The 16,986-nt window shown below is 68.0% G+C and carries 17 protein-coding genes and 1 tRNA gene; 14 read left to right on the top strand and 4 right to left on the bottom strand.

Annotated features, from left to right (window positions below):
* Positions 1-115: 115 nt before the first annotated feature.
* The 3 genes from ACIPV5_RS13975 to ACIPV5_RS13985 all read left to right on the top strand — a co-directional run bounded on the left by ACIPV5_RS13975 (position 116) and on the right by ACIPV5_RS13985 (position 1,978).
* On the top strand, positions 116-619 hold the full coding sequence (locus ACIPV5_RS13975; RefSeq protein ID WP_042539928.1) for an amino-acid N-acetyltransferase: 504 nt from the start codon (positions 116-118) through the stop codon (positions 617-619).
* Positions 620-628: 9 nt separating this feature from the next.
* Positions 629-1,288, top strand: coding sequence for a hypothetical protein (locus ACIPV5_RS13980; RefSeq protein ID WP_053097731.1), 660 nt, complete (start codon positions 629-631; stop codon positions 1,286-1,288).
* Positions 1,289-1,567: 279 nt separating this feature from the next.
* Positions 1,568-1,978, top strand: a complete 411-nt coding sequence (locus ACIPV5_RS13985; protein ID WP_053097730.1) for a hypothetical protein — start codon at positions 1,568-1,570, stop codon at positions 1,976-1,978.
* A gap of 285 nt (positions 1,979-2,263) precedes the next feature.
* Here the strand turns inward: ACIPV5_RS13985 and radA are convergent, their stop codons facing one another.
* Positions 2,264-3,631, bottom strand: coding sequence for a DNA repair protein RadA (radA, locus tag ACIPV5_RS13990; protein WP_400341428.1), 1,368 nt, complete (start codon positions 3,629-3,631; stop codon positions 2,264-2,266).
* A gap of 100 nt (positions 3,632-3,731) precedes the next feature.
* On the opposite strand from radA, the gene ACIPV5_RS13995 reads away from it, so the two are divergent.
* The 5 genes from ACIPV5_RS13995 (at position 3,732) to cydC (ending at position 10,399) form a co-directional block, all read left to right on the top strand.
* On the top strand, positions 3,732-4,412 hold the full coding sequence (locus ACIPV5_RS13995) for an ArsR family transcriptional regulator (RefSeq protein WP_295104657.1): 681 nt from the start codon (positions 3,732-3,734) through the stop codon (positions 4,410-4,412).
* Positions 4,413-4,505: 93 nt separating this feature from the next.
* Positions 4,506-5,921 carry a cytochrome ubiquinol oxidase subunit I gene (locus tag ACIPV5_RS14000; RefSeq protein ID WP_053097727.1) on the top strand — a complete coding sequence of 472 codons (1,416 nt, stop codon included), beginning with the start codon at positions 4,506-4,508 and terminating at the stop codon, positions 5,919-5,921.
* Positions 5,922-5,935: 14 nt separating this feature from the next.
* Positions 5,936-6,958 carry a cytochrome d ubiquinol oxidase subunit II gene (gene cydB, locus ACIPV5_RS14005; protein WP_056279330.1) on the top strand — a complete coding sequence of 341 codons (1,023 nt, stop codon included), beginning with the start codon at positions 5,936-5,938 and terminating at the stop codon, positions 6,956-6,958.
* A gap of 106 nt (positions 6,959-7,064) precedes the next feature.
* Positions 7,065-8,732, top strand: a complete 1,668-nt coding sequence (gene cydD, locus ACIPV5_RS14010) for a thiol reductant ABC exporter subunit CydD (protein WP_400341430.1) — start codon at positions 7,065-7,067, stop codon at positions 8,730-8,732.
* Positions 8,729-10,399, top strand: coding sequence for a thiol reductant ABC exporter subunit CydC (gene cydC / locus ACIPV5_RS14015; RefSeq protein WP_400341432.1), 1,671 nt, complete (start codon positions 8,729-8,731; stop codon positions 10,397-10,399). The genes cydD and cydC overlap by 4 nt, the downstream gene beginning before the upstream one ends.
* Before the next feature lie 333 nt (positions 10,400-10,732).
* On the opposite strand, the gene ACIPV5_RS14020 is transcribed toward cydC, so the two are convergent.
* Positions 10,733-11,509 carry a hypothetical protein gene (locus tag ACIPV5_RS14020; RefSeq protein WP_295104665.1) on the bottom strand — a complete coding sequence of 259 codons (777 nt, stop codon included), beginning with the start codon at positions 11,507-11,509 and terminating at the stop codon, positions 10,733-10,735.
* A 127-nt stretch (positions 11,510-11,636) separates the two neighbouring features.
* Between ACIPV5_RS14020 and ACIPV5_RS14025 the strand changes: the two genes are divergently transcribed.
* The 6 genes from ACIPV5_RS14025 (at position 11,637) to ACIPV5_RS14050 (ending at position 15,620) form a co-directional block, all read left to right on the top strand.
* A complete protein-coding gene (locus ACIPV5_RS14025) occupies positions 11,637-12,683 on the top strand; it encodes a hypothetical protein (protein WP_400341434.1) in 1,047 nt (348 codons plus the stop codon).
* A gap of 57 nt (positions 12,684-12,740) precedes the next feature.
* A tRNA-Ser gene (locus tag ACIPV5_RS14030) sits at positions 12,741-12,831 on the top strand.
* A gap of 632 nt (positions 12,832-13,463) precedes the next feature.
* Positions 13,464-14,162, top strand: a complete 699-nt coding sequence (locus tag ACIPV5_RS14035) for an HIRAN domain-containing protein (protein WP_400342152.1) — start codon at positions 13,464-13,466, stop codon at positions 14,160-14,162.
* 350 nt (positions 14,163-14,512) lie between these two features.
* Positions 14,513-14,692 (top strand): hypothetical protein, encoded by a 180-nt coding sequence (locus ACIPV5_RS14040; RefSeq protein ID WP_400341436.1) that lies wholly within the window; start codon positions 14,513-14,515, stop codon positions 14,690-14,692.
* A complete protein-coding gene (locus ACIPV5_RS14045; protein ID WP_400341438.1) occupies positions 14,667-14,981 on the top strand; it encodes a hypothetical protein in 315 nt (104 codons plus the stop codon). Before ACIPV5_RS14040 ends, ACIPV5_RS14045 begins: the two co-directional genes overlap by 26 nt.
* 138 nt (positions 14,982-15,119) lie before the next feature.
* The gene (locus tag ACIPV5_RS14050; RefSeq protein ID WP_400341439.1) at positions 15,120-15,620 is read left to right on the top strand and encodes a tetratricopeptide repeat protein; all 501 of its coding nucleotides are present in this window, start codon (positions 15,120-15,122) and stop codon (positions 15,618-15,620) included.
* A 174-nt stretch (positions 15,621-15,794) separates the two neighbouring features.
* On the opposite strand, the gene ACIPV5_RS14055 is transcribed toward ACIPV5_RS14050, so the two are convergent.
* Together ACIPV5_RS14055 and ACIPV5_RS14060 are read right to left on the bottom strand one after the other, a co-directional pair.
* Complete coding sequence (locus ACIPV5_RS14055) at positions 15,795-15,938, bottom strand: hypothetical protein (protein WP_400341441.1); 144 nt, start codon at positions 15,936-15,938, stop codon at positions 15,795-15,797.
* 77 nt (positions 15,939-16,015) lie between these two features.
* On the bottom strand, positions 16,016-16,738 hold the full coding sequence (locus tag ACIPV5_RS14060; protein ID WP_400341443.1) for a hypothetical protein: 723 nt from the start codon (positions 16,736-16,738) through the stop codon (positions 16,016-16,018).
* Positions 16,739-16,986 lie beyond the last annotated feature (248 nt).

Consider the following 16,986-nt stretch of genomic DNA (forward strand, 5'->3'; position numbering starts at 1 on the left):
AGAAGGGGCGGATGCTGCGGCATCCGCCCCTTCTGTGATCACGGGGGACTCCAGCACTCCGGCATTCCGGGCTCGCTCAGGGTCTGGGGAGGTGACGGGTTCTAGGCTTGACGGTGTGAGCGAGTACATCGTCCGGCCTGCGCGCAGCGCCGACATCATCGGCATCCGGAACCTCCTGCAGCCGATGGTCGAGCAGCGCATCCTGCTCGGCAAGGATCTCGCTGTGCTCTACGGCGCCGTGCAGGAGTTCGTCGTGGCCGAAGCCGACGGCGAGCTGATCGGGTGCGGTGCGCTGCACGTCTTCTGGGAGGACCTCGGCGAGGTGCGCACCCTCATGGTCCGCGGGGACTGGCTGCACCACGGCGTCGGCGGCGCGATCGTCGGCGCGCTCGAAGAGCAGGCTCGCGAGCTCGGGCTCAGCCGACTGTTCTGCCTGACCTTCGAGGTCGACTTCTTCGGCCGCCGCGGATACTCGATCATCGGCGAACAGGTCGTCGACCCCGACGTCTACTCTCAGCTGCTGCGCAGCGGCGACGCGGGTGTCGAGGAGTTCCTCGATCTCGCGCATGTCAAGCCGAACACGCTCGGCAACACCAGGATGCTGAAGAGCCTCAACTAACCTGAATCAATGCCTCGCCACTCCGCCGCCGTCTATCGTCGCCGACGATTGGTGACCCTCGTCGCGGCGATCCTGCTCGTCGCCGTCATCGGCGCCGCGGTGTGGCTGCTCCTGGCGCGCCCGTGGGCCAGCGCCGCCGAGGCGACGCCCTCGCCGAGCGCCTCGGCCTCGGGATCCCCGTCGCCGGATGCCACGACCTCAGAATCGCCCGCAGCCGAATCGCCGTCTCCTGAGCCGTCGGCCGATGAGACACCCGGGATCGTCGCGTGCGAGGCCAAGGACGTCGAGGTGGCGGCCGTGACAGATGCCGATTCGTACGATCCCGGCGTGCTGCCGCAGCTGTCGATCTCGCTGACGAACCGCGGGTCGACCGACTGCGCGATCGACGTGGGGTCGACGACTCAGCGGATGACGGTGTCGAGCGGCACCGATGTCTGGTGGACGTCGACCGACTGCCAGGAGAACCCGAGCAGCATGGTCGCCACTCTGACCGCCGGCGCGACCGTGACGAGCAAGGTGCCGGTCACCTGGGACCGCACGCGGTCGAGCGTCGAGACCTGTGCGGACGAGAATCGGCCGCGAGCTCCCGGCGGCGGAGCGTCGTATCACGTCGCTGTCGAGATCGGCGGCTTCAAGGGCACGACGACGAAGCAGATCCTCCTGTATTGAGGCAAGAACTAGCCAAAGGTCTTGAATACAGTCCTGCACTCAGTTTCGGGTGACACTGCTGTTTCTTTGGGATACCATTGGAGTGACCCTCGCAGACTTGCGGCGCATGCCATCCCCAGTGGCGTCGAGCACAGCGTCCCCAGCGCTTCGACATGCCGCCCGAGGGTCCGTGGGCCCTCTCGAGTACCCCAGTCCCCAATGGATGACTCGAGAGGGCCCCTTTCTTCTCCCGGCTCGGTTTCGGACCGCGCTGCGGCATCCGCTGAATATGCTGGATGCATGGCAGCGAAGAAGTCGAAATCCGCGAAGAGCAAGCCCGCACCTGAGGATTTCCGGTCGGATGCCCTCGCCCAGGCGTTGGAGAAGCAGGACATCGCGGCGGTCGCTCTCGCACTGCGCCACGGCACCACGGTCGTGCCGCTCGTGAAGCCCGGCGCTCGCGACAATCCTCTCGACAGCGGCGAGGTCTGGACCTATCGCGACCCCAACTCGGGCGATCTGGCGCTGCTGCTGTTCAGCGATGCCAAGAACAAGCCGGCCAACCTCCCGCCGGGGGTGGGCATCTACAGCGCGGAGTGGCTGCGGAAGTTCCTCGGCGCGCACCCGATCACCACGGTGTTCCTCGACATCGCGGGACCGCACCCGATGCAGGCCTCTCCCGAAGAGCTGCTCAAGGCCCTCGACGCCTGAGTAACGGCGCGAGCTCGCGTGCTCTCGCGACCGGCGCAGGCCCCGCGGCCCGTGCCGGGTCACTTTCGCATCGGATGACCTCTGCGGGGTCAGTTCCGCATCCCGATCGCCCGTTTGCGGTGCGGAAGTGGCCCCGCATGGCGGTGCGGTGCGGAAGTGGCCCCGCATGGCGGTGCGGTGCGGTGCGGTGCGGAAGTGGCCCCGCTTGGCGGTGCGGTGCGGAAGTGGCCCGCTTGACAGTGTTCGACCCGGCTGAGCGCGGGACAGGCGCTCATCGCCGCGGGCTCAGAACGGCGGGATGTCGGCTTCGCTGCGCCTGCTCGTGTTCCGCGCACGCACGTCGTTGAGCGCCGCACGCAGCGTCTTCGAGCGGTCGTCGACCACCTGGTCGTAGCCGAGCCGCGACGCCTCGGACCGACGCTGCGCCGACTGGGTGACGGGGCGGATCTCGCCGGCGAGGCTGAGCTCTCCGACGGCGGCGACCGTGCGAGGCACCGAGATCTGCTGGATCGACCCCGCCACGGCGATCGCGATCGCGAGGTCGGCCGCAGGCTCGGTGAAACGCACCCCGCCGACGGTCGAGACGTAGACGTCGAGGTTGCTCGTCTTGATGCCGGCGCGGCGTTCGAGGATCGCGAGCACCATCGCCACACGCGACGAGTCGAGTCCGTGCACCACTCGACGGGGATTCGGCGCGGTGGTGGTGATCGTCAGCGCCTGCACCTCGACCGGCAGCGCCCTGCGGCCCTCGAGCGAGATCGCGACGCAGGTTCCCGGCTCGGTGGCACCCTGCGAGAGGAAGAGACCGGACGGGTCGGGCACCTCGGAGATGCCCGCACCCGTCATCTCGAAGCAGCCGACCTCGTCGGTCGGGCCGAAGCGATTCTTCAGCGCGCGGACGAAACGCAGCGACGTCTGACGGTCGCCCTCGAAGTGGCAGACGACGTCGACGAGATGCTCGAGCACGCGCGGCCCGGCGACGGTTCCGTCTTTCGTCACGTGCCCGACGAGGATGACGGGCAGCCCGCGGTCCTTCGCGACGCGGATCAGCGTGGCCGCCACTTCTCGGACCTGGCTCGGCTGACCGGCCGCGCCGTCGATGAGCGACGACGACACGGTCTGCACCGAGTCGACGATCACGAGCTGCGGGGCGACCTCGTCGATGTGGCCGAGGATCGTCGCGAGGTCGGTCTCGCTCGCCAGGTACAGCTCGTCGTGCAGCGCGCCTGTGCGCTCGGCGCGCAGGCGCACCTGTGCCGGAGACTCCTCGGCGCTCGCATAGAGCACCCGACGGCCGGAGCGGGCGGCTTGAGCGGCGACCTCGAGCAGCAGCGTCGACTTGCCCACACCTGGTTCTCCGCTGAGCAGGATCGCCGCGCCGGGAACGATGCCCCCGCCGAGCACGCGGTCGAACTCGCCGACCCCGCTCGTGCGACGTGGAGCGTCTTCGGTGGTGATCTGCGTGATCGGTCGCGCGGCCTTCGCCGCGGTCGGCGCGAGCGGCGTGATCCGGCTCAGGATGCCCGTCTGGGTGCCCTGCTCCTGCACGGTTCCCCACTGCTGGCACTCGGCGCAGCGACCCACCCACTTGGCGGTCGTCCACCCGCATTCGGTGCAGACGTACGCAGGAGCAGCGGGTTTTCGGGTGGCCATGCAGCCAGGCTATCGCCGAGATCAGACATCCCTATCGCCTGGGGCATTATTCACGGCCGAACCACCCCATGGCGCCGAGCCCCCGCGGGATACTGGATCCATGGCCAACGGCGGGCCCGTCTGCGGGCCGATCTCGACCTTCTCGCGAGTGCAGATCCTGCACGCGCTGTTCGAAGGCGGCCCCCGCATCGATGGCGACGCCGAGCACGACGGCGGACCCGTGCGGACCCGCGGGGAGCGCACGATCGGCGAGCTGTGCGAGGCCACCGGCCTGCATCCCAACACGGTCCGCGAGCACCTGCAGCGCCTCATCGAAGGCGGCTACGTCATCCAGGCCAGTGAGCGCCGCACCACTCGCGGCCGTCCGCGCACGCTGTACAGCGCAGTGACCGGTGCGGCGGATGCCTCGAGTCCCATCGCCCGCGACAAGGCGAAGGCGGCAGCCGTCCGCGGCGATCTGCTGCGTCGGGTCCTGCCTGCGTCGGCATCCTCTCTCGGTCGCCATGCGACCTACCAGCTGGACGCCCTGATCGAACACTTGGAGGAGAGCGGCTTCGAGCCCGTCGTCGATGACGAGCAGCTCACCGTCGATCTCAGCCCGTGCCCGCATGCCGCGGGTCGCGCCGAAGACCGTCCGATGCTGTGCTCCGTGCACCTCGGCCTCATGCAGGGGGTGCTCACCGAAGCCGGTGGGCCGCTCGCCGCCGAGGCCGTTCGCACCTCCGCCCTGCCGGCGGACTGCACCGTGCAGCTGCGTCTGACGGAGATGTCCGCCGCCTAGGCGCGCATCTGCCTTATTCACGGTCGGCGGCCCATCGGGGGCAGCAGGCCCGTCGTTAGCGTGGCACCCAGGGCGCGGAAGAAGGAGTGGCTCATGGAATGGTTGGACCCGCTGGTCCTGTCTCGATGGCAGTTCGGTCTCACGACCGTCTATCACTACCTGTTCGTGCCGCTGACGATCGGCATGGCGCTCGTCGCCGCGATCTTCCAGACCGCGTGGGTGCGCACCGGCAAGGTGCAGTACCTGCACCTCACCCGGTTCTTCGGCAAGATCTTCCTCATCAACTTCGCCATGGGCGTCGTGACGGGCATCGTGCAGGAGTTCCAGTTCGGCATGAACTGGTCGGACTACTCGCGCTTCGTCGGCGACGTCTTCGGTGCTCCGCTCGCGTTCGAGGGGCTGCTCGCCTTCTTCTTCGAGGCCACGTTCATCGGCCTCTGGATCTTCGGATGGGACAAGCTGCCGCAGAAGCTGCACCTCGCCACGATCTGGTGCGTCTCGATCGGCAGCATCCTCTCGGCGTACTTCATCATCGCCGCGAACGCCTTCATGCAGAACCCGGTCGGGTACGTCTTCAACCCCGAGACCAACCGTGCCGAGCTCACCGACTTCTGGGCGCTGCTGACCAACCCGGTCGCGCTCGCCGCCTTCCCGCATACCATCTTCGGCGCGCTGATGTTCGCCGCCGGCGTCGTGATCTCGGTCTCGGCCTGGCACCTGGCACGCGGACAGCACTTCGACACCATGCGCATCTCGCTGAAGTTCGGCCTGTGGGCGATGATCTTCTCGACCGCCGGGGTCGTGCTCACGGGTGACCAGCTGGGCCTCGCGATGTATGCCGCTCAGCCGATGAAGATGGCAGCCGCCGAGGCGACCTTCAACACGGTGTGCGGGCCGGATGCCTCCTTCAGCCTCTTCACGCTGGGCACCCCAGACGGCAGCTCCGAGCTGTTCTCGATCCGCGTGCCGTACCTGCTGTCGCTGCTGTCGACCCACACGTTCGACGCGTGCGTGCACGGCATCAACGACCTCAACGCCGAGTACGCCACCACCTTCGCCGACACCGGACTCACCGAGTTCGCTCCGATCCTCTGGGTCACGTACTGGGCGTTCCGCTGGATGATCGGCCTCGGCATGGCCGCCGCCCTCGTCGCCGTGGTCGGCCTCTGGGTCACCCGCAAGGGCGCCAAGAACCCGCCGGCGCCGTGGATGTGGAAGCTCGCGATCTGGTCGTTCCCGCTCGCGCTCGTCGCCAACATCATGGGCTGGGTCTTCACCGAGATGGGCAGGCAGCCCTGGATCGTCTTCGGACTCATGACCACGCAGGACGGCGTCTCGCCGGGTGTCAGCGGCGTCGAGGTGCTGATCTCGCTGATCGCCTTCACGGCGATCTACGCCGCGCTCGCCGTGGTCGAGATCCGCCTCATCATCCGTGCGGCCCAGAAGGGTCCGGACACCGAAGAGCAGCCCCACGAGGAGACGGCCCAGCTGCCGTCCGTCGTGTACTGAGAAAGGGATCAGTCATGGAATACATGTGGTTCTGGATCGTCGCCTTCCTCTTCGTCGGCTACTTCGTGCTCGACGGGTTCGACTTCGGCGTGGGCATGTCGCTGCCGTTCCTCGGCAAGAACGACGTCTCGCGTCGCCAGGTCATCAACACGATCGGCCCCATCTGGGATCTCAATGAGACCTGGGTGATCGTCGCCGGCGCCTGCCTGTTCGCGTCGTTCCCCGAGTGGTACGCGACACTGTTCAGCGGGTTCTACCTGCCGCTGCTGCTGATCCTGCTCGCGCTGATCCTGCGCGGGGTGTCGTTCGAGTACCGGCACCAGCGTGAGGGCGCTCAGTGGAAGCGCGGCTTCGACCGGATGATCGTGATCGGCTCGGCCGTGCCCGCGCTGCTGTGGGGTGTCGCGTTCGGCAACATCGTGCAGGGCGTGGCGATCGACGAGAACCACATCTACGTGGGCGGGTTCTTCGCACTGCTGAACCCGTATTCGCTGCTCGTCGGCATCACGACGCTGCTGCTGTTCTTCCTGCACGGCGTGCTGTTCGTCTCGCTCAAGACCGACGGCCAGGTGCACGCGGACGCTCGTCGTCTGGTCAAGCTCGCCGCCGGGCCGACGGTGCTCGCCGCCGCTGGCACCGTGCTCTGGACGATCGGCATCGCCTGGGATCGCGAGTCTCCGCTCATGCTGATGGTCATCGGATGCGGTCTCGTCGCCGCGCTCGCCCTGATCGCGTCGGTGCTCTTCTCGATGCGCGGACGTGACGGACGGGCCTTCACGGCGGGCGCCGTCACCGTGGCATCCGCTGTCGTGATGCTGTTCGCGGCGCTGTTCCCCTACGTGATGCCGTCGACGATCGACCCGGCCTTCAGCCTCACGATCGAGAACGCCTCGAGCACGCCGTATACGCTGACGATCATGAGCTGGACCGCCCTGATCGCCCTGCCGCTGGTGCTCGCGTACCAGACCTGGACGTACTGGATCTTCCGCAAGCGCGTCACCCGCAGCTCGATCGAGGGGGCTCCGGCGCACGCGTGAGACACGACTTCTGCTCCGGTCGGAGTTCGCGCCGCCTCTCTGATCGGGGAGCGGCACGAACTGCGACCGGAGTGACCTGTCTGACCACGGCTGAGGGGGTGGCGCGGTGAAGCCGGTCGACATCCGCCTGCTGCGGTATGCGAGCGCCGCCCGCGGATTCCTGCTGCTCTCCGGCGCGATCGGGGTCGTGCAGACTGCGGTGACCATCGCGTTCGCGTGGATGCTGACGGATGCCGTCACCGGCGCGCTCGCCGGGCGCGATGTCACGGCATCCCTGCTCTGGCTGCTCGGACTCGCGGCCCTGCGGGGCGTGCTGATCGCGGCCTCGGATGCCGCCGGGACCCGCGCCGCGGCGAAGACGGGGATGCAGCTGCGTGCCGCTCTGATCGCCGCCGTCGGCCGCCTCGGACCCGGATGGCTCGCGCAGCGCAATCAGGCTGGCCTCGCCGTCACCGCAGGGCACGGGCTGGAGGCGCTCGACGCGTACTTCGCCCGGTACATCCCGCAGCTCGTGCTCACCGTCATCGCGACGCCGGTGCTGCTCGCGGTCATGTGGTGGCAGGACTGGCCGAGTGGACTGACGGCGCTCATCACGCTGCCGCTGATCCCGTTGTTCCTGATCCTCATCGGCATCGCGACCCGCACGGTGCAGCGCACGCAGTGGCAGACGCTGCAGAGGCTCGCGGCACGGTTCGCCGACACCGTGCAGGGGCTCTCGACGCTGCGTCTGTTCGGGCGCGAGCGCCGGGCCGCCGCACAGATCGAGCACACGGCCGACGAGTACCGTCGCGAGACCATGAAGGTGCTGCGGTTCTCGTTCCTGTCGGGCTTCGCGATGGAGCTGCTGGCCTCGCTCGCGGTGGCGCTGATCGCCGTGGCGGTGGGCTTCCGGCTGCTGTCGGGTGACCTGTCGCTCGAGGTCGGGCTGTTCGTGCTGCTGCTCGCGCCCGAGACGTTCCTGCCGATCCGCCAGGTGGGCGTGCAGTTCCACGCCGCGTCCGAGGGGGTCGCGGCGACCGAGGATGTGTTCGAGGTGCTCGACGCGGCCGGGGCTCGGGCGGACTCGCTCCATGACTCCGGAGCTCCGGCGACGGTCGGGTCGGATCCTGCCGATCCGGCCGGTTCTCCGGATGGATCTCCGGAGTCATGGAGCACGAACGCGCGAGATCTGGTGGTCACCGACCTGCGCGTGCGCGATCTGGCACCCGTCTCATTCATCGCGGCGCCTGGCACCATCACCCTGATCGAGGGGCCGAGCGGCGCGGGCAAGTCCAGCCTGCTCGCGGCGCTGCGCGGTGCCGTCCAGTTCGAGGGGTCGGCCACGGTCGGAGGAGTCGGCGTGGGCGACCTCGCTCCGTCCGAGTGGCTGGCGTGGAGCGGACAGCGCCCCCAGCTGAGCCGCGGCACGATCGCCGCGAACGTCGCGCTCGGTGACGACGAGCCCGACGACGACGGCATCCGCCGCGCCCTCGACGACGCGTGCGCGACCGACCTCGATCCGGCGCTCGAGCTCGGCGTGCAGGGGAGCGGTCTGTCGGGCGGCCAGGCGCAGCGCGTCGCCGTCGCACGGGCGCTGTATCGGCACGCCGCTCATCCCGACGCGGTGCTCGCTCTCGACGAGCCGTCGAGCGCCCTCGACCCCGACACCGAAGCACGGCTCTGGTCGTCGCTGCGCGACCGAGCGGATGCCGGAGCCACGGTCCTCCTCGTCTCGCACCGCCGCTCGGCCAGGGCCATCGCCGATCGCGTCGTCGAGCTGGGGGTGCACGCATGAGCATCAGCGACTCCGCCCGGATCCGCGACGTCCTCCGACTCGCGCAGCCGCCGATGCGCCGCTTCCTCCCCGGCGCGATCTGGGGTTTCCTGTCGGCGGGCGCCGCGGTGAGCCTGCTCGCGGTGAGCGGCTGGCTGATCGTCAGCGCATCGATCGTCGACTCTCTCGTGCCGCTGTCGATCGCGGTGGTCGGGGTGAGGTTCTTCGCGGTGTCTCGTGCGGTGACCCGGTATCTGGAACGGCTGAGCGGCCACGATGCGGCGCTGCGTCAGCTCGCCTCGACACGCGCCGACATGGTGCGGCGCCTCACTCCGCTGTCGCCTGCCGGACTCGGACGAACCGACCACGGTCGCGTGCTCTCGGCCCTCGTCGACGATGTCGAGAACCTGCAGAACCTGCCGCTGCGGGTCGTGCAGCCGCTCGCAGTCTCGGGGCTCGTCGCCCTCGGCGCCGTCGGATTCCTGGCGTTCGTGTCGCTGCCGGCCGCACTCACTCTCTCCGCATGCCTCGTGGTCGCGGCCGCTGCGGCGATCGGACTGGGCTGGGTGTTCGGCTCTCGGGCCGAGGCCGCCGTCTCTCGCCGTCGCGGCGACCTCTCCGCCGCGCTGACCGACTACTTCGGCACGCTCGATGTGCTGCTCGCCTATGGAGCCGAGCCGCAGGCCCGCGAGCGGGTGCGGCAGGCGGATGCCGAGCTGCGCCGCGCCGTGAGCACGGCATCCCTGGCGCAGGCGATCGCAGCCGGCGTCGTGTCGGCGGTCGCGGGCGCGGCGTCGGTCTGGGCGCTGGCTGTCGCGGCTCCCGGGCTGACGACCGGGGCGATCGACGGACCCTGGCTCGCCGTGGCCGTGCTCGTTCCCATGGTCGTGTTCGAGGTCTTCGGCGCCGTGCCGATCGCCGCGGCATCCTGGCGCAGTGTGCGTTCGAGCGCCGAGCGCATCGTCGACGTGCTGCCGGCGGAGATGCCGGCCGAGCTGAGGTCGGACAACGGCGTGGATGTGACGATCGTCGGAGTTCCCGCGCTGCGACTCCGTGATGTGCGCGCGTGGTGGCCCGGGGGGGCGCCGGCGCTCCGAGGAGTCGACCTGGACCTGCGTCCGGGAGAGCGTGTGCTGGTGGCCGGTCCGAGCGGGGCGGGCAAGAGCTCGCTCGCTGCCGCGCTCGTGGGGTTCCTGCGGATCGAGGGGGAGTATTCCGTCGGAGGCATGAATGCGGCGGAACTCTCCGGTCCCGCGTTGCGACGCACGATCGGGCTGTGCGAGCAGAGTCCACAGCTGTTCGACGAAGACATCCGCCAGAACCTGCTGTTCGCCCGAGAATCCGCGACCGACGATGAGCTGCTCGCGGTGCTCGACCGCGTCGGCCTCGGCGCCTGGGTGCGCGAGCGGGGCGGACTGGATGCGCGGGTCGGCGACCGCGGCGGACTCGTGTCCGGCGGGCAGGCGCAGCGGATCGCTCTGGCTCGCGCGCTGCTCAGGGGCTTCCCGGTGCTGGTGCTCGACGAGCCGACCGCGGGTGTCGACCCCGATGCATCCGATGCGCTGCTGCGCGACCTGCTGCACGCGGCGGGGGAGCAGTCGGTGCTGCTGATCTCGCACGTCGCCCCGCCCGCGGGCGCCGTCGACCGGGTCGTGCGGTTGGACGACGGGCGCACGGTCGCGGAGTAGTCCGGCGGCTGTCGGGGTCCTGGGGCGACTTCTCGCCGCTACCCCCGGGCACAGTGTCGGACGTCTAGGGCGGCGTGCCCTGGCATCCGTTCGTCCGTTCGGTGTGTCGGGGGTGGAGTCCGACGTCGTGCCGGGGTTCGGGAATGACAGGCCCGCCCGGTGTCGTGTCGGCGACCGTGTGCAGGACGGAAGCACCGATGTCGGTTCAGAACCGCGTTCTGGTCCTGCATACGTGCATCGGTCCTGCAGACGGACGCCAGCCCGGCCGAGTTCAGATGCCGGACCTATCGGGGCGGGGCTCCGTCGTCATGCCCGACCGAGGAAGCGCGGAGGTCAGACGCTGAGGTCGGCGCGCGGTTCCATCACGATGCCCTGCGCCTCGAAGACGCGGCGGCGCTCTTCGATGCGACGGTGGAGTTCGACCTGTGCGTCGTCGACGAGCTGCGGGTCGAGGTCGACGGTCGCCGGGTGCGGGTCGCCGTGGTTCGCCTCGATGTAGGCGTCGAGCTCGGGACCCGACGTCCACGAGGTGATGAGGGCGTACCGCGGGGTCGTGCCGCGATGCCAGACCGCGTGCCAGAAGCGCTGGGTGTCGACGATGATGCGGGATCCCTCGCGCAACGGCAGGCGGATCTCGGTCGCCGGGTCGAAGCGGTCGGAGCGCAGGAGCAGCAGCGAATCCGTGTCATCGGACAGGTTGTAGTAGCCGCGCACGACCCAGCCGGTGCCGTCTTCGTTGAGGCGGTTGTTGTCGTCCTGGTGCAGGTTGTAGACGGCATCCGCGTAGTCGTTGGGCTGCAGTTCGATGACGCGGCAGCGCCCCACTCCGGCGCCCGGCTCGAGGGCGCGTCGCTGCAGGGTCGGGGCGATCGCGACCTGCGACTCGATCCACACGCCGTCCTTGTCGGTGCGGGGAGGGGTCTGGTTCCAGAAGCCATTGCATTCGATCGCGCCGGCGTAGCTGGCGAGCGGCGCGAAGCGGGTGACGCCCGACGAGCGCCAGCCGATGTACTCGAGGTCGAGCCACTCCGCGGGATCGGATGCCTGATCGTGGTCGTCGAGCACGACGTAGCCGGTCTCTGCCAGCGCCTCCGATGTGATGAAGCCCATTGCGTCCCCTCCGTGCCTCGACTCCGCGGCGCACCCTGCGACGGATGCCTTTAGGACAGCCTAACTTGGAGGCGCGGCGTTCGTCCGAGAGGCTGCCGGAGAAAACACGCGCCGATAACCTGGATGCATGACTCAGCCGCAGGGTGCCCTCCTCGTGGGCAGTGTGAACTTCGACGACGCCGAGACCACGATGCGCACCGCCGCCGAACTGCTGGGTCCGCGACTCCGCCGCATCCCCGACGGTGAGGTCGGCAAGCGATTCCACTGGATCATGTTCCAGCCCGACGTGCTCGGCGAGGCCGACGGCATCGAGCGCATCGGCGACGAGCCCATCCCGTTCAGGGCCGGCATCGACGCTCGACCGCTGCGCATCGCCGACGGGGTGGATGCGGCGAGCATCCAGCTCCCGCCGCTGGGATATGCGGATGCCGCGATCGAGTCGTACGCGATCTTCTCGCGCCTGCGTGACGAGGGCGTCGTACCTGCCGCGACCCGCTTCCAGGTCTCACTTCCGACGACGGTCGCGGTCGTCTCGTCGTTCTTCTTCGGCGATGACCGCGCCGCCATCGACCCGGTCTACACCGCCGCGCTGCGGCGCGAGGTCGACAGCATCCTCGCGGCGATCCCGCATGACGACCTCGCGATCCAGTGGGACGTGGCGAGCGAGATGGGGATCATCGAGGCTGCGCCGGCGTTCGGGCGAGTCATGGACGTGTGGTGGGAGGGCGACCCGTTGCCCGGTCTCGTCTCGCGCCTCGCGGCACTGATCGACGCCGTGCCGGCCGACGTCGAGGTCGGAGTGCACCTCTGCTACGGAGACGTCGCCGAGAAGCACTTCTTCGAGCCGACGGATGCTGCGAACCTCGTCCGCTACGCGAACGCCGTGATCGCCGCATCGGCCCGCCCGCTGACCTGGCTGCACCTGCCCGTGCCGATCGAACGCGATGACGAGGCGTACTTCGCGCCCCTCGCCGACCTCGCGTACGACGGTGAGCTGTACCTGGGGCTCGTGCACCGGGAAGACGGCGCGGAGGGAGCGGAGCGGCGCATCGCCGTGGCCCAGCGCTTCGCTCCGCAGTTCGGCGTCGCGACGGAGTGCGGCATCGGCCGGGCCCCCGAGGGGACGACCGACGGCATCCTGCGCACGCACGCGGAGGTCGCCGCCGCCTGGTGATCCGGTGCTGACCCACTCGATTCGCGCCGTGGCGCGGGTTGTCGTAAGCTAGTCCGCGGTGACGTGTCCGAGCGGCCGAAGGTGCAACTCTCGAAAAGTTGTGTAGGGTAACCCCCTACCGTGGGTTCAAATCCCACCGTCACCGCCACCACGAAGGCCCCGAATCCCCTGGAAACACTGGGATGCGGGGCCTTCGTCATGTCTGAAGCGACGGGTGCGGTAACCCAGCGGTAACGCGTTCACGTGTTCTGTGGTCAGAGCGGGATTGCGCTAGTACGAGCGGCGCTCGTCTGAGGTGCTCGCGCTTTCTCGATCGCAGGCGCTCTCTTTGATCACTGGATCCTCGACCGGGAAGCGGCCCCGGGGCGATAGATTCTCGATAGCCAGACGTGTTGTAAGACGAGGGGATCCCCAATGACCACCGCTTCTCCACCGGTTCCTGCCGCGTGGCATCCTGACCCCTCCGGTCGAAATCAGTATCGCTACCGGGACGGCGTCACCTGGACTGACTGGATCGCGAACGACGGCGTTCAGGGGACGGACCCTCTTCTTCCGCCCGCCGCGCCTTCCGAGGCTCGGAAGAGGAGTACCGCAGCCGAACCACTCACGAGCAACAACAGGCGTGAGCGGGAGAAGGCGACGCGAAATGGGTATCTGCTGCTGGGCGCGGACGGATACCCGAACACCGAGGTCGCTGGCGAGTTCGCTCGGATGGACAGCATCCACTAGGCGATCGGGCGGAAACCGAAGAAGGACGAAGAGATCGAACGCAATGATCTGATCGCTGTTCTCGTTCCAGAACCGACCAACCCGCACGACAAGAACGCCGTCATGGTGCAGATCAACGGCCAGCACGTCGGATATCTGGAGAAGGAAGTAGCCGTCCTCTACGTCTCCGCGATCAGCGATGTCTGGAATTCCGGCCATGTCGCTGCGACCGGCGCTCGCATCTGGGCGTCGGCCCGGGAATCGTGGGACTCGTCGCGCAAACTGAAGTATGTGGCGCGAGTTTCGATCGCCCTGAACGAGCCGCATCTCCTGTTGCCGATGAATGAGCCTCCGGCCGGCAGCTACAGCATCCTGCCCTGGGGGTCGGCGCTCCAGGTCACTGGGGAGGAGCAGCATCAGGATGTCCTTTCGGACTTCATCACTGGCATCGGTGACGGAATCGCCCTGGGAACGCTTGCGGTGATCGACGGCGGGACAGCGCGCGCACCGAAGACGCTGATCGAGATCCGGATCGATGGAGAGCGGGTCGGTCAGCTCACTCCCGCGTCCAGTCAGCACTTCGTGCCGACCGTCCGCCATCTGGAAACGCAGGGACAGGCAGCGGCGGCCTGGATCAGAGTGAAGGGGAGTGCGATCGCTGCTCAGGCAACCATCCAAGCTGCGAAAGCACACGAGTTGCCGGCAGATTGGTTCGAAGAGCCGAACACGATCCCGGTATTGCAGCGAAATGCAGGACCAGCGCGAGACTGAAGCTATCGCCCTGACCAGCTCAGGTGTCGCGCCACACTCCAACCACTCTCGCTCGCGTGACCATGCCTCCCCGGATAGTCCGGATAAGTGGTCTTATCGTGGCCAATGGGCCAGACGTTGAAGTGAGATGGGGCTGAGTAGGTACCTGGTGTTTGAGCAGTGGCCGAGCGGGATCGCGAGGCTGCGAGCGTCTGCAAAGTAGTTTCGGTGTCAGCGTCGCAATGAGACACCCGTCGGCAACCTCGGCGCCAGCGACCTCCTCTCAGCCCTCGACGAGTGAGGAAGGATTTTCGGCGGCGACTGGAACCACGAGCCTGTGCGGATTGCGATCCTGCGCATAGGCTCTGCGCATGGAACCGAACCCGCTGCTGCCGTCGTTCCCCGACTTGCTGCTGATACTCGGCATCGCTCTGGCCGTCATCGTGCTGCTCGGCGTCGTGCTCGGGGCGTGGCTGTCCAATCGCGCGCGGGCGCGGAGAGGCTCCGCCCGAGACGATACTCAGGATGGAAACAACGATGCAGGCCGGTGATGGCGACGACCGGTCGTCCGAGGCGGAACTGAGAGCTCAGCTTCGAAGTATCGAGGCCGAGCACGCAGAGTTGCTGTCTACGACGATCGGAATGGTCAGCGTGGGAAACGCAGAGCTTGCAGAGCGGGCCAACGAGCTAGAGCGCGAAGCTGATGTCGTTCGCGCTCGTCTTGGGGAGCCGACCCGGCAGCCACCGGAACCGTCTCATCGCCGCGTGATTCTGGGGTGGGTCACCCTCTGCGCGGCCGTTGTGGCGATATTGACGATCGTGCTGCTCCTGCCTCACTGAACGCCGGGGACCACGCAGCCGTTCCGCTGCGGATATAGGTGCGGAGAGGGGACTGACCCGGCGACGTCGGGTTCTGAAGCGTGTGCTTCGGATAGCGTGGCCGAGTACGGTTCCACCGCCGTGCACCGGGGGGCCACGATGGCAACGGACAAGCTGAACGCTGAGCTGGATCGCATCTTCCAGGAGCGAGACCGCGAGAACATGGCGCCGACGATCGCGGCGCTTCGCCCGATCCTGGAGAAGCACCCGCACGATCCGCGCGTGCTCTACGAAGTCGGCGGCGCGTTCGACACCGCGGGCGAAGAGGTCATGGCGAAGGGCTACTACCGGCGCGCCCTCGAGAACGGACTCCACGGCGACATCCGGCGTCGGTGCTTCCTCCAGTACGGATCCACGCTGCGTAACCTCGGCGATCTGGACAGGTCAGCAGAGGTATTCAGGACGGCTCGCGAGGAGTTCCCGGACGACGTGGCGCTGGGCGCGTTCGAAGCGCTGACGCTTCATGCGCAGGGACGCGCGAGCGCTGCGCTGGGCAGCCTGCTCACACTGCTCGCGGATCATGTCCACACCGAGGAGCTCGACCGATACAAGCCGTCGATGCGCGGCAACGCTGAGTACCTCGTCTCACTCGACGCCTAACTGGGTCTTGCGGGAACGGATTCGAGCGAGGATCCTGAACCTGCCAGATGGCGCCGGGGGGCGATCATCTGGCCGGAGTGACTCCGGCGGGCATCGGCGTCACTCGGGGCGCCTCGCATCAGCGTTTCCTCCCTCGCGCGAGGCGTCCCGTACCCGTCCTCGGTCGTTTCTCAGTCAGGTGATCTCGCCTGCCTTCAGCGCGCGCTTGATCTCTTTGAGCGACCGCCAGGGGCGACCTTTCAGCGCGTCGTCCTGCGTGATGACGATCGCGCGAATGTGCCGGGCGGTCTTCTTGTCGATCGGTTTGGGTTCAGACACGGGGTCGTCCTTTCGGGCGCGCGAAAGAGCCGCCTGGGGCGGAGGGGGCCAGGCGGCTCTTGATGGGAGATGTCAGATCAGGAGGTCAGCGCAAGCGCGAGCTCCTGCTCAAACGGCTCGCCGGCGGCTGCTCGCTCGAGCACGGTGCGGAGCCGCGTGTAGCCGCGTGGGATGCTGTGCTCGCTTCGCAGGTCGTCTCCGTCCAGCATCCGTTGCAGGTTGTTGTGCTCGTCCCGGCGAACTCCGATGCTCACGTTCGGGCTGTTCTCATCGAACCGCACGATGGGCAGTCCGATCATGGTGGCAGCGAGGATCACTGCGCCGTTCGAGACGTAGAGACCCATCGGAGCGAGCAGGCGCTCGACCGTGTGCTTCATCTCGTAGCTGCTCACCCACTCGCGCGAGTACATGTCGATCAGGCTGGTGTCGAAGGGGATCCCCGACGCGGTGATCGGTGGAGTGCCGCCCGGCGCGAGCGTCTTCGAGTGAGAGAACAGGTTTAGAGCCTCGACCGACAGAAGCACCTCGCGGAGCATCTCAGATGAGAGATCGTCCCTCATGGCCGAGTCGGCGTGCAGACCAGTGCGGCCGAACTTGCCGGCGTAGCCATTCAGGCCGAGGAGCGGATCCTCCTCGAGCACGCGGAGCAGGTCGCGCACGACGATGCGATCGCCGAGGATGCCCTGGTGGAGCGGATCCTCGATGAGGCGCAGCGCCTCGGTGTACTTCACGCCGGCGGCATCGCGCCAGGCCTTCGCGTCGCGCGTGATGGCGGGACCGCGGGTGGTGAAATCAGACAACTCGAACTCATTTCCGGACGTCACACCCCACGCCTGCGATGCCCTCATGAGGGAGAAGGTGATTCGACAGGTACTGCAGCTCTGGATCCGCCTCGGTTGTCCTCTGCGTCTGACCCGCGTGGGGAGGCAGACTCGGAGCGTGGCGGTCCAGACCGCCGAAGTATCAGTGTAGGTACGGGCTGGGACGTCCTGGTCAGTCGCCTCTGACGATCAGGGGCGCAAGGAGGAGTGCGCCTGACCGTGCCCTG

The organism is Microbacterium sp. NPDC090014, from assembly GCF_044748285.1.
Taxonomy (GTDB): Bacteria; Actinomycetota; Actinomycetes; order Actinomycetales; family Microbacteriaceae; genus Microbacterium.